Annotated in this window: 10 protein-coding genes; 2 read left to right on the plus strand and 8 right to left on the minus strand. The window is 74.3% G+C overall.

Translation table 11 applies throughout. The features are described from left to right. Positions 1–21 precede the first annotated feature (21 nt). The gene (locus AC0I8G_RS08585) at positions 22–750 is read right to left on the minus strand and encodes a Type 1 glutamine amidotransferase-like domain-containing protein (RefSeq protein WP_471729529.1); all 729 of its coding nucleotides are present in this window, start codon (positions 748–750) and stop codon (positions 22–24) included. Beyond that, positions 740–2,095, minus strand: a complete 1,356-nt coding sequence (locus tag AC0I8G_RS08590; RefSeq protein ID WP_471729530.1) for an FAD-dependent oxidoreductase — start codon at positions 2,093–2,095, stop codon at positions 740–742. The genes AC0I8G_RS08585 and AC0I8G_RS08590 overlap by 11 nt, the downstream gene beginning before the upstream one ends. A gap of 66 nt (positions 2,096–2,161) precedes the next feature. Here AC0I8G_RS08590 and AC0I8G_RS08595 point away from each other — a divergent pair, with 66 nt between their 5' ends. Then, the gene (locus tag AC0I8G_RS08595) at positions 2,162–3,841 is read left to right on the plus strand and encodes a protein kinase domain-containing protein (RefSeq protein WP_471729531.1); all 1,680 of its coding nucleotides are present in this window, start codon (positions 2,162–2,164) and stop codon (positions 3,839–3,841) included. Positions 3,842–3,844: 3 nt separating this feature from the next. On the opposite strand, the gene AC0I8G_RS08600 is transcribed toward AC0I8G_RS08595, so the two are convergent. From AC0I8G_RS08600 to AC0I8G_RS08620, 5 genes are all read right to left on the minus strand, one after another. Continuing rightward, the gene (locus AC0I8G_RS08600) at positions 3,845–4,735 is read right to left on the minus strand and encodes a TIGR01777 family oxidoreductase (protein ID WP_471729532.1); all 891 of its coding nucleotides are present in this window, start codon (positions 4,733–4,735) and stop codon (positions 3,845–3,847) included. Positions 4,736–4,812: 77 nt separating this feature from the next. Beyond that, positions 4,813–6,627 carry a 2-oxoglutarate dehydrogenase, E2 component, dihydrolipoamide succinyltransferase gene (sucB, locus tag AC0I8G_RS08605; RefSeq protein WP_471729533.1) on the minus strand — a complete coding sequence of 605 codons (1,815 nt, stop codon included), beginning with the start codon at positions 6,625–6,627 and terminating at the stop codon, positions 4,813–4,815. 64 nt (positions 6,628–6,691) lie between these two features. Beyond that, on the minus strand, positions 6,692–8,071 hold the full coding sequence (gene lpdA / locus AC0I8G_RS08610) for a dihydrolipoyl dehydrogenase (RefSeq protein WP_471729534.1): 1,380 nt from the start codon (positions 8,069–8,071) through the stop codon (positions 6,692–6,694). A 203-nt stretch (positions 8,072–8,274) separates the two neighbouring features. Then, positions 8,275–8,664: a hypothetical protein gene (locus AC0I8G_RS08615; protein ID WP_471729535.1), complete on the minus strand. Its 390-nt coding sequence runs from the start codon at positions 8,662–8,664 to the stop codon at positions 8,275–8,277. 334 nt (positions 8,665–8,998) lie between these two features. Beyond that, entirely contained in the window at positions 8,999–10,498 is a 1,500-nt protein-coding gene (locus AC0I8G_RS08620) for a leucyl aminopeptidase (RefSeq protein WP_471729536.1), read from the minus strand. 22 nt (positions 10,499–10,520) lie between these two features. On the opposite strand from AC0I8G_RS08620, the gene AC0I8G_RS08625 reads away from it, so the two are divergent. Continuing rightward, entirely contained in the window at positions 10,521–11,228 is a 708-nt protein-coding gene (locus tag AC0I8G_RS08625) for a GNAT family N-acetyltransferase (protein WP_471729537.1), read from the plus strand. Here the strand turns inward: AC0I8G_RS08625 and AC0I8G_RS08630 are convergent. Further along, complete coding sequence (locus AC0I8G_RS08630; protein ID WP_471729538.1) at positions 11,153–12,328, minus strand: nicotinate-nucleotide--dimethylbenzimidazole phosphoribosyltransferase; 1,176 nt, start codon at positions 12,326–12,328, stop codon at positions 11,153–11,155. The genes AC0I8G_RS08625 and AC0I8G_RS08630 overlap by 76 nt on opposite strands. Positions 12,329–12,422: the final 94 nt, after the last annotated feature.

Consider the following 12,422-nt stretch of genomic DNA (forward strand, 5'->3'; position numbering starts at 1 on the left):
CGGCGAGATCGCGGGTGGGGGTCAGAGGGGGCGGGGGTCGACGCGGGTCTCGACGACGCCGTCCTCGCCCCGCCGGACGATGTAGGCGCCCTTGCCGGGGACCTCGGTGACGGCCTCGACGAGTTCGGTGTCCTGGTAGACCAGTCCCACTCCGTCGTCGCTGCAGTGCGTCTCGCCCAGGACCCCGGAACCCACGAGTTCGTGGACCAGCGGACGCCGGCGGGCCTCGGAGTCGTAGTGGACGCCGTTGCCGTAGGGGAGCAGGCCCAGCCCGTTCGTCACGGCGCGCAGTTCCGTCCCGAAGGAGTCGGTCGTGCCGCCCTGGAACCAGCAGATCGACCCCGCGCTGACCCCGCCGAGGACGACCCCCGCCTGCCACGCGGCGCGGAACGCCCCGTCGAGCTCGTGGACGCGCCAGACGGCGAGGAGGTTCGCGACCGAGCCCCCGCCGACCCAGACGACGTCGGAACCCAGCAACTGCGCGGCGGGGTCCTCCACGCTGGGCATCGGGAACAGGTCGAGCACGGTGGTGGAGAACCCGGCCCGTTCACCGGCGGCGTGCACCTCGGCGGCCCAGGTCCGCTGGTCTCCACCGGCGGTGCCCAGGTAGGTGAGCCGGGGACGCCGGCTCGCGGGGACCTTCGCGAGGTCCACGGCGAGGTGCGCCGTTCCCGCCCAGTCCAGCCCGCCGCGCTCACGACGGGTGAAACCGCCCGACGTCGCGACGATGGTCGGGCGGTCAGCCGGCACGGCGGATCCCGTTGCGGCCGAACACGCTCGACACCACGGCGTCCGCGGCGCGCCGACCGGACACGAGCGCGCCCTGCAGGGAGGAGTTCTCGCGGTGGTCCCCGGCGACGAACACGCCGTCGCCCACCTCGACCGGCTGCGGCCCCTCGAAGGGCGGCGCGACCACGGGCAGCGCGTGCGGGATGGAGTGCGCGGTGACCAGCGCCCAGGCACCGGTGTTCACGCCGTAGACCCGGCCGAGCTGCTCGCGGACGCGCTGCTCCGTCTCGGCGCTGGTGTCGGTCCCGAGGGTCTGGGCGCTGACGAGCGCGCGGTGGTCGCTGCCGGCCAGCACGTAGCCGGGGGCCACCGACGACACGACGGCGGAGTTCACGACGGGGCCCGACCGGTCGCCGTCGAGGTGCAGCAGCTTCTCCCGCGACTGCGGCGCGGGGGAGGTCGCGGCGGCGAACCAGAACGTCGACAGCCCGTTGCTGTCGGGGACCGAGAGTTCGGGGACCAGGTGGGCGGCGGTGTGCGCGTCGGTCGCGACGACGATCCGCTCGCAGTTCACCCCGCCCGCCACGGTCTGGACGACCAGCGAACGCGGTGCGAGACCGATGTGGCGCACCTCCGTCCCGAGGACGACGGACCCGGCGGGGAGCCCCGCCGCCAGCTGGTCGGGGACGGCCTGCATGCCCCGGGCGGGCAGGCCCGGGGTCCCGCGCAGGAAGCTGCGGACGAGCAGGTCGACGAAGCGGCGCGACGTGGTCCCGTCGACCTCGCCGAGCACCCCCGCCAGGAACGGCTCAAGGATCGACCAGCGCAGTTCGCCGTGGACGTCGGCTGCGTCCAGCGCGTCCGACCAGCCCGTGTCGGGGTCCTTGAGGTCGCCCGCGGAGGTGACCTTCAGGACCCAGCGCGCGAGGGCGGCCTTCTCCTTCACCGAACCGAGCGGGAAGCGCAGGGCGTCCAGCACGGCCGTCGGGTGGCGTCGCGGGTCGCGCAGCGTGCTGATCCGGCCACCGCGGTGCACGGCGACTCCGGCGTCGAAGGACTGCAGGTCGAGGGCGTCCACGTCGAGGACCTTGGGGACCTCGGGGTAGGCGGGGTTCAGCAGCTGGAACCCGCGGTCGACGCGGAAGCTGCCCACCGTCTCCGTGCGCACCCGGCCACCGACGGCGTCGGCGGAGTCCACCACCACCACGTCGAGCCCGGCGGCGCTGAGGTGCTTGGCGCACGCGAGGCCGGCGAGCCCGGCGCCGATGACGACGACCTCGGCCGAGGAGCGCAGCGCCGAGCCGTGCGGGGACTCCGTCCCGTACGGGCTGAGGGAGGAGGCATCGGAAGTGGTGCTGACGGTCACCCGCAGAGCCTATCGAGCCTGTGGACAACCGGCACGGCAGTCCCCGGCGTAGCGCACCCTTGAGACGTGGAGCGCACAGGACCCGGAACGCAGACGGCCCCCGCCCGGCAGTGGCGGCGGGAGGCGCTGGCCGCGCTCGGGGACGATCCCCGCCGCCGCGCCCCCGTGGTGGACGGCTACCGCATCGACCGGCTGCTGGGCGCCGGCGGTTCCAGCGTCGTCTGGGCGGGCACCGGCGTCGACGACGTCGAACGTGCGCTGAAGGTCCTGCACCCCGGGGGTTCCGGGGACCTCCTCGCCGAACTCTCCATGCTGCGCCGGGTCCGCCACCCCCGGGTCGTGGCGGTGCACGACATCTCCACCGACGCCGAGGGGCGACCGGTCCTGGTCCTCGACCTCGCGGTCGGCGGATCGCTCGCGGCCCTGGTGGCGCAGCGCCGGCGCCTCAGCGCCGGTGAGGTCTCCGGGCTGCTCTCGGTGCTCGGCCCGGCCCTGGAGGACCTGCACGCGGCCGGTGTGGTGCACGGGGACATCGCCCCCGGCAACGTCCTGCTCGACGCCCGCGGTGAACCGCTGCTGGCCGACCTCGGGGTCTCGCGGGCTCTGGGCCGCCAGCACGGCAGCGTCCTGGGGACACCCGGTTTCGCCGACCCCACCGCTCTGGGCGGCGGTGGTGTCGGTGCGGCCTCGGACGTCTACGGGCTCGCCGCGCTGGGGTGGTGGGCGCTGACGGGTGAGGTGGCGACCCGAGCCGGGGCGCTCGGCGCGCGGTCGGCCGTCCGGCGGGCGGCCGCGGACCTGCCGCCCGGATCCTCCGCCGTCGTGCTCGCGGCGTTGCAGGAGGGACTGCACCGCAGCCAGTCCCGGCGTCCGACGCCCGGGGAGCTGGCCGCGGCGGTGTCCGCGGCGTCCCGTCCGCGGGCGGTCCGGGGTCTGACGCCGAGCGCTGCACCCGCCGCGCCCCGACGGGTTCCGGGCACCCCGGCACCCGTGGTCCCGCCCCCGCCGGGAGCCACCCGGCAGCTGTCCGACACGGCCCCGCCGCCGGTCAGCGCGCGCCCGAGCCCCGCGACGCCCACCGTTCGGCGCCGGGCGGTTCCTGCGGGGCCGCCCCGGCGCCGGGCGGGCGGCGGGACCCGTGGCCTGCGGCTCCCCCTCGTGGCCGGAGGCGTCGTGCTCGTCGTGGGCGCGGGGGTGTTCGCCCTCTCGCTGCGCGGCGACGGTTCCGGGCCCTCAGCGCCCGCCTCCCCGGACGCGTCCGCCGCGGCACCCGCTCCGGCGGCGCCCGACGTCGCGGCGCCGGTCGTGGGGAAGACCCCGGCAGCGCCCGTGGGGGAGACCCCCGCGGCGATCGCCGGCGCCGACGTCCTCCGGGGGACCGATCCCGTCGCCGTCGTGACCGAACTCGCCGACCGCCGGGCGAGCGCGCTCTCCTCGGGGGAGGCCGGTGCGCTCGACCGGGTGGACGTCCCCGGGTCGTCCGCCGCCGCGGCGGACCGGGCGGTGCTCGACGACCTCGCCCGTGCGGGGACCTCCCTCACGGGACTCGGGTTCGCGGTGAGCGACGTGCGGGTCGAGAGCGGGACGGGGGAGCAGTGGACCCTGAGCACCGACGTCGTCACGTCGGCGCACGAGACCGTCGCCGCGGACGGGGCCCGGACGAGCGTCCCGCAGAGCGCGCCGCGCACGTCCCGGTTGACCCTGGACCGGGTCGAGGGGGAGTGGCGGATCAGCGCGGTCGGGTGACGCTCAGGCGTTCGCCAGCCAGCCGGTGACCGAGGCGACGTCGGGGTGGCGGAAGGTGAACCCCGCCTCCAGCAGGGCGGTCGGGACCACCCGCTGGCTCGCGGTGATCTGCTCGGCGAACTCGCCCAGCACCATCCGCAGCGCGAACGACGGGACGGGCAGCAGGGCGGGGCGGTGCAGGGCTGCCCCCAGGGCGCTCACGACGGCGGTGTTCGTCGCGGGTTCCGGGGTCGCGAGGTTGACCGGCCCGGGAACGGCGTGGGTGAGCAGGAACTCCAACGCCGCGAGCTCGTCCGGCATGGAGATGAGGCTCCACCACTGGCGGCCGTCGCCCATCGGTCCGCCCAGACCGAGGCGGAACAGCGTCAGCAACTGTCCGAAGGCGCCGCCGACGGGGTTGGCGAGCAGGGCGGTGCGGGCCAGGCTGACCCGGATCCCCGCTGCGGCAGCGGGTTCGGTCGCCTCTTCCCACTCCCGCACGACCGCGGCGAGGAAGTCCCCGCCGCGGGGGGCGGCCTCGGTGAGCACGGTGTCGCCGCCGTCGCCGTAGGCCCCGATGGCCGACGCGTTCACCAGGACCTCTGGGCGTTGGTCCAGGGCCACGAGTGCGCCCACCAGGGTGGACGTCGTCTCGGTGCGGGAACGGAGGATGAGTTCCTTGTACTCCGGGGTCCACCGCTTGTCGCCGACACCGGCCCCGGACAGGTTGACGGCGGCGTCGATCCGGCCGAGGCGGGCCGGGTCGAGGTCCCCGGCGGCCGGGTCCCAGCGCAGCTCGGACGGTTCGCGTTCGGGGCGACGGACCAGCACCACGACCTCGTGACCGCCGTTGCGCAACTTCGCGACGAGGTGACGGCCGATGAGCCCGCTGGCTCCGCTGACGAGGATGCGCACGGTGGAACTCCAGGTTCTCGGGAAAGGAACAACCCCGTTCCCGCCGGGCGGGAACGGGGTTGCCGGAACAGGTCGGGTCAGAGACCGAGGTCGCCCTCGAACTCGCCGGCCTCGATGCGCTTCTTCACGGTCTGCAGGTAGCGGGCCGCGTCCGCACCGTCCACGACCTGGTGGTCGTAGGACAGCGCCAGGTACATCATCGAGCGGATCGCGATGGTCTCCTGCCCCTCGGCGTCGGTGAGGACGACCGGACGCTTGACGATCGCGCCCGTCCCGAGGATGGCGACCTGCGGGGCGTTGAGGATCGGGGTGTCGAAGAGCGCCCCGATGCTGCCCGTGTTGGTGATGGTGAACGTGCCGCCGGACAGGTCGTCCGGGGTGATCTTGTTCGACCGGGTGCGGGCCGCGAGGTCGGCGATCTTGCGGGCCAGGCCACCGAGGTTGAGGTCCCCGGCGTCCTTGATCACCGGGGTGATCAGGCCCTTGGGGGTGTCCACGGCCATCGAGACGTTCTCGGTGCCGTGGTAGACGATGTTCTCGCCGTCGATGCTGGCGTTGAGCGAGGGGTGCTGCTTGAGCCCCTCGACCGCGGCCTTCACGAAGAACGGCAGGAACGTCAGCTTCGCGCCCTCGGTCGCGGCGAAGTTGTCCTTCGCCCGCGCCCGCAGCCGGGCGACCCGGGTGACGTCGACCTCGATGACCGTCGTCAGCTGCGCGGAGTTCTGCAGCGAGTCCTTCATGCGCTGGGCGATGACCTTGCGCAGGCGCGACATCTTCTCGGTGGTGCCGCGCTTGGCGGACACCTCCACCGCCGCCGCGGGCTTGGCCGCGGGCTTCTCGGCCGCGGGGGCCGGGGCCGCGGCAGCCTTGGCGGCGGCCGCTGCCTTGTCCGCCGCCTCCTGCACGTCCTGCTTGCGCACGCGGCCACCGACACCCGTGCCGGTGAGGGAGGAGAGGTCTACCCCGAGGTCCTTGGCCATCTTGCGCACCAACGGGGTCACGTAGGTGCTGCCACCGGTGGCCTCGGCGGCGGCCGGAGCCGCCGGCTTCTCCGGGGCCGGGGCCGGGGCGGGGGTGGGTGCCGGAGCGGATTCCTGGGCCGGAGCGGCCTCGGGTTCCTTGGCGGCCGGCGTCGAGGGCTGGGTGGCCTGCTCGGCCTGCGACCGCGCGGTCTCGCGCTCCGCGACCTCGTCGGCCAGGGACTCCTCCTGCGGCGACTCCTGCGGCGCGGGGGTCTCCTCCTGCGGGGCCGAGGACTGCGCGGAGGCGTCGCCGATGCGGGCGAGGTCGGCGCCGACGTCGGCCGTCTCGTCCTCGCCGACGAGGATCTCCAGCAGGGTGCCGGCGATCGGGGAGGGGATCTCGGTGTCGACCTTGTCGGTCGAGACCTCGAGGAGCGGTTCGTCGACCTCGACGCTGTCCCCGACGGCCTTGAGCCAGCGGGTGACGGTGCCCTCGGTGACGGACTCGCCGAGCGCCGGCATCTTGACGGGCTCGCCGCCACCGGAGCCGGCGGAGGGCGCAGCGGCCGGGGCCGACGGAGCCGGGGCCGACGGAGCCGGTGCGGGCGGGGCCGCGGGTTCGGGCTCCGGCGCAGGTTCCGGGGTCGACTCCTCCTGCGGCGCCGGCGCGGACGCCCCACCGCCCTGCTCGCTCGCCTCACCGATGCGGGCCAGGTCGGCGCCGACGTCGGCGGTCTCGTCCTCGGGCACGAGGATCTCCAGCAGGACACCGGCGATCGGCGAGGGGATCTCGGTGTCGACCTTGTCGGTGGACACCTCCAGCAGCGGTTCGTCCACCTCGACGGTGTCACCGACCGACTTCAGCCACCGCGTGACGGTGCCCTCGGTCACGCTCTCACCGAGAGCGGGCATCTGCACCGAGTTCGACATGTCTTCGGTTCTCCTCACGGACGTTCTCCGGCGCCCGGAGGACGCCGCGGGTTTCAGGTTCGGGTCAGGAGTGGGAGTGCAGCGGTTTCCCGGCCAGCGCCAGGAACGCCTCTCCGACGGCCTCGTTCTGGGTGGGGTGGGTGTGCACGAGGGCGGCGACGTCCTCGGGGTAGGCCTCCCAGTTCACGATGAGTTGCGCCTCGCCGACCTGTTCGCTCATGCGGGAACCGACCATGTGGACGCCCACGACGGGGCCGTCCTTCTGCCGGACCAGCTTGACGAAACCGGTGGTGCCGAGGATCTGGCTCTTGCCGTTGCCCCCGAGGTTGTACTCGAGGACGTCGACGTCACCGAACTTCTCCCGGGCCTTGGCCTCGGTGAGGCCGACGGAGGCGACCTCGGGCTCGCAGTAGGTCACCTTCGGGATGCCGAGCTCGTCGACCGGTTTCGGGTCGAGGCCGGCGATCTCCTCGGCGACGAAGATGCCCTGGGCGAACCCGCGGTGGGCCAGTTGCAGGCCGGGGACGATGTCGCCGACGGCGTAGACGCCGGCGACGTTGGTCGCGAGGCGCTCGTCGGTGAGGACGAACCCGCGGTCCATCGTGATGCCCTGTTCCTCGTAGCCGAGGCCGGCGGTGTTCGGACCGCGACCGACGGCCACGAGCATGAGGTCGGCGTCGAAGGTCTTGCCGTCCTCGAGGGTGACGACGACGCCGGAGTCGGTCTGCTCGACCCCCTTGAAGCGGACGCCGAGGGAGAACTTGATGCCGCGCTTGCGGAACGCGCGCTCGAGGGCCTTGCTGGCCGCCTCGTCCTCGAGGGGGACCAGGTGCGGGAGGGCCTCGACGATCGTCACGTCGGCGCCGAAGGAACGCCACACGCTCGCGAACTCGACGCCGATGACCCCGCCGCCGAGGACGATGACCTTCTCGGGCACCGAGTCCAGGCCGAGGGCCGTCTCGCTGGTCATGATCCGACCGCCGATCTCGAGGCCGGGCAGGCTGCGGGAGTAGGAACCCGAGGCCAGGACGACGGACCGGCCGGTGTAGCGCTGACCGTCGACCTCGACGGTGTTCTTCGCGACGAGCTTGCCGGTCCCGGAGATCAGGTCGATCTTGCGGGACTTCACGAGCCCCTGCAGACCCTTGTAGAGACGCGCGATGACGCCGTCCTTGTACTTGTTGACGCCCGCCATGTCGATGGACTCGAAGGAGGCGCGGACCCCGAAGGTCTCCGACTCCCTGGTCGTGTCGGCGACCTCGGCGGCGTGCAGGAGGGCCTTGGTCGGGATGCACCCGCGGTGCAGGCAGGTCCCTCCCAGGAGGTCCTTCTCCACCAGGGCCACCTTCAGGCCCAGCTCGGCGGAACGCAGCGCGGTGGCATAGCCCCCGCTGCCTCCCCCGAGGATGACGACGTCGTACTGCTGCTCGGCGGCACCTGCCACGAAATGCTCCTGAGGTCGGCTGTGCTGGCGACTGCTCCGTCGCGATCCTCTCACCACGCCCCGCACGCAGCGCGAGGGGGTGTGTGAGCGAGCGGTGACGCTGGGACGCAGGGCTGGACGCACGACAGCGCCCGGTCCCGGGGGAGCAGGCGCTGTGTGCGGGGGGTTCGGTTCGTCTGGACCGGCCGGTCTGGAGGAGCGGGTCAGCGCTCCTTCTCGGAGGTGACCGATTCCTTGCGGTCCACCGCGGACTCCTTGCGCAGGGTCGCGGACTCCTTGCGGGCGACCGTGGATTCCTTGCGCTGGGTGGTCGATTCCTTGCGGGCGACCGTGGATTCCTTGCGCTGGGTCGCGGACTCCTTGCGCTCGACCGTGGATTCCTTGCGCTGGGTCGCCGATTCCTTGCGGTCGACCGTCGAGGTCGCCTTCACCCCGGGGGCCACCTTGGCGGTCGTGAGGGTCGCGGACGGTGCAGCCGACGCGACGGCCGCCGACGCCAGACCGCCACCGGCCAGGACGGCGGTGGCCGCGAGACCCGCGGCGAGACGCGCGAGGCGGCGGGAGGAGCGGGACGGGGTGGCGGTGCTGGACATGGTGCCTCCGTGACGAGTGCCCCGGTGCACACCGGGGAGCTTTGTGATGTACCGAACCGGTCGGCGTGGTGACGCCCCCGAACTAGGTCGTCACCGAGAGCATATAGCTAGTTGCAGAGAGTGCACGAGCTGTCTCGAAAATGATCACTCGATCAATGGGCCGCAGCATCTTCGATCATGGAAATCGTCGGTGAACAGTCTCTGACGCAGAGGTTCCCGTTCCCAGAACGTTTCACGACGAGGATCGGGCCGAGAAGCACCGGAATGCCTGACCCGGGCCGCACCCCCTTTCAGGGGAACGGCCCCGCAGCTGCGTCCCGGGCCCCGGCCGGGCTCAGCGCCCGGCGTGGTCCTCGGCCAGCGCGACCAGGGTCCGCACCGCGACACCCGTCCCGCCGCGGTGGGTGTACCCCCACGGCTCACCCGTGGCGAAGGCCGGACCGGCGATGTCCAGGTGCGCCCAGGGGATCGCGGTCCCCGCGGCGGAGTCGCCGACGAACTCGCGCAGGAAGACCGCTGCCACGAGCATCCCGCCCGCCCGGTCGCCGATGTTGGCCAGGTCGGCCACGGGGGAGTCCAGCGTCGCCCGCAGCTCGTCGGGCAACGGCATGGGCCAGAACGACTCGCCGGCCCGTTCGGCCGCGGCGAGGACCGCGCTGCGGAAGTCGTCGTCGTTGCCCATGATCCCCGAGACCCGGTTCCCCAGGGCCACGACCTGGGCACCGGTCAGGGTGGCCACGTCGACGATGGCGTCAGGACGCTCGGCCGAGGCGGCGTCGAGCGCGTCACCGAGGACGAGCCGCCCCTCGGCGTCGGTGTTCAGGACCTCGACCGTCGTCCCCCCGTGCATCGTCAGCACGTCGGAGGGGCGGATCGCGGTGCCGGAGGGCATGTTCTCCGCGATGGCCAGCCAGCCGGTGACCTTGACGGGGAGGTTCAGGTCGGCGACCGCCCGGACGGCGGCCAGCACGGCCGCGGCACCGGACATGTCGCTCTTCATCGTCTCCATGCCGCCCGCGGGCTTCAGCGAGAGACCGCCGGAGTCGAAGGTGATGCCCTTGCCGACGAACGCGAGGTGGCCCTTGGCCTTGGCCGGGGAGTGCTCCACGACGACCAGGCGCGGGGGACGCGAGGACCCCTGGCCCACGCCGAGGATGCCGCCGAAGCCGCCGTCGGCCAGAGCCTGCTCGTCCAGCACCCGGACGGTGAGCGAGGTTCCCGCCGCGGCCTGCAGCGCCGCCGCGGCGAGGTCGGCCGGTGCGAGGTCGGCCGGTGCCGTGTTGATGAGGTCGCGAGCCGTCGCGACGGCCCGGGCGAGGACCTCGGCCCGCTCGACCGCGGCGCGGAAGGTCTTGTCCCGGGGCTTGTCGACCAGGAGCGTGACCTCGGCGACCGGTTCACGCTCGGCGGCCTTGTAGCGGGTGAAGGCGTAGGCACCGAGCCCGGCGCCCTCGGCGACGGCGGCCAGCGTGGCCGCGTCGGGGGTGGGCAGCGCGAACGCCACCCGGCCCTTGCCGGCGAGGGCACGCACGGCCTGACCCGCGGCGCGGCGCAGGGTCTCGTGGTCCGGCGCGGTGCCGACCCCGACCAGCGCGACCAACGGCGTCGCGAGCCCGGCCGTCCCGGGGACCAGGTGCACCGAACCGGGTTTGCCGTTCGCACCCAGGGCGACGGCGGCCTCGGCCAGCGCGGAACGCGTCGCGCGGGGGAGGTCGTCACCCCCCAGGACCTCGGGGGCACCGGCGCGCTTGCCGGTCGCGGGAGCCAGCCCCAGGACCAGCGCGTCGACCGAGACGCTCTTGACGGACTTGCTGCTGAGCAGGAGACGCGACACCACGGCACCCTAACGTGGGGGCGTGATCCAGCCACCTGCGCCGCACCCGGACCCCGACGTCAGCGCCGGCCCGCACGAGGTCCGCCCCGGCCTGTGGTGGCGTCAGGTCAGCGTGACCGACGTCCCCGCGCTGCAGGAGATCTGCCTGCGCACCGGTGACGCGGGTCGCGACGCGACCGCACGCACGGCCTTCCCCGCACTGCTCGCCGACGTCTACGCGACGCCGTACGCCCACCACGAGGCCCGGTTCGGAACGGTCGTCGAGGACGCCGACGGCGTCGCCGGGTACCTCCTCGGCTGCCGGGACACCGCCGCGTTCGAACGCTGGCGCGAGGCGGAGTGGTGGCCGCCGCTGCGGGCGCGCTACCCCCGCCCGGAGGACGTGCAGGGCTTCGACGCCGGGCCGTTGCGGACCGTCCACGGCGGCGTGACCCCGGAACCCGTCTGGGCCACCCACCCCTCGCACCTGCACGTCGACCTGCTGCCCCGGTTGCAGGGCCGGGGGATCGGCCGGGCGCTGGTGCAGCGGGTCTGCGCCCAGCTGGCGGCCGACGGGTCCCCCGGGGTCCACCTCGGGGTGTCGGGCGCCAACCCCGGCGCCGTCGCGTTCTACCGGCGCGCGGGGTTGGTGGAGCTCGCCGCGACGGCGCGGGGCTACACGTTCGGGCGGTCGTTCGGCTCCGCGGGTCCTTCCGCGACGGGTTCCACCGCGACGGCTCCGGCCTCCTGAACCGGGGCCTCGGGCTCCGGCTCGGGCTCGGGCTCGGGTTCCGGGTCGGGTAGCGGGGGGAGCGCCGCCTCGTCCGCCGCGGCCAGGGCCTGCGCGGCCCGCAGCACACCGAGGGCGGTGAGCGCGCCCGACCCGCCCCCGCGACCGGCGCCGAGGTCCAGCACCGGCACCATCTTCAGCCGGTCCGCGGCGAGGGCCTGCGCCGGTTCCGCGCTCGCCGCGCCGACCTGCCACCACTTCTCCGCCCCCGGCACCCCGCGGGAGGCGAGCAGCGCGGCGGCGACCCCGACCACCCCGTCCAGCAGCACCGGGGTCCGGCGGGCCGCGGCCCGCAGCAGGAACCCGACCGCCGCGGCCAGGTCGGCGCTCGCGACGGCCTGCAGGACGGCGGTGGGCCGGGTCGCGAGCTTGCGCGAGCGGCGGACGGCGTCGCGCACGGCGGCCGTCTTGCGCATCCACGCGTCGTCGTCGATACCGCTGCCGCGCCCGACCACGTCGACCGCGCCCTTGCGCAGGCAGGCGGCCACCAGCGTCGCGGCGACGGTCGTGGCCCCGGTGCCCAGGTCCCCGAGCAGCAGCAGGTCCACCCCGGCGTCGACCTCGGCGTCGGCGATGGCCGCCCCGGCGCGTACCGCGACCTCGACCTCCTCGGCGCTCAGCGCGTCCCCGGAGGCGATGTCCCCGGAGGGCCGGAGCGCGTGCTCGAGCACGGCGACGGGCACACCGTCGGGGCCCTGCTCGCCCCAGTCCACGCCCAGGGCGTGCACGGCCACGGGAACCCCGACCGCCGCGGCGAGAGCGGCGAAGGCCCCCCGGCCGGCGACGAGCTCGCGCACGGCCTGCGCCGTCCACCCCGGCTCCAGCCGGGAGATCCCCCGGGCGGCGACACCGTGGTCACCCGCGAAGACGACCAGGCGCACCCGCTCCAGCGGAGCCGGCACGTCACGGTCCTGCGTCCCGGCGAGCCATGACGCCAGCCCGTCGGCGCGCGAGGCCGGACGCAGCGGCGCCACCAGCCGGGGGCGCGCGAGCGGGGTGTGCGGCGAGCGCAGACCCTCGGCGATCTCACGCAGGTTCAACGGCCGCGGGCCGTCGGTCATCGGTGCTCCTCGGGGGGACGGGTGGGACGGGTCTCGCAGCGTGCCACGGAAACCGCGGACGGCCGCGTGCCCCGCATGGTCGCACCCCCGGGCG

It is taken from the genome of Kineococcus sp. AC630 (assembly GCF_979255925.1).

What these genes read in the sequence shown, in the direction of transcription:
- sucB (WP_471729533.1), bottom strand. Translation starts at nt 6,627, where the DNA reads ATGTCGAACTCGGTGCAGATGCCCGCTCTCGGTGAGAGCGTGACCGAG.
- AC0I8G_RS08615 (WP_471729535.1), bottom strand. Translation starts at nt 8,664, where the DNA reads ATGTCCAGCACCGCCACCCCGTCCCGCTCCTCCCGCCGCCTCGCGCGT.
- AC0I8G_RS08630 (WP_471729538.1), bottom strand. Translation starts at nt 12,328, where the DNA reads ATGACCGACGGCCCGCGGCCGTTGAACCTGCGTGAGATCGCCGAGGGT.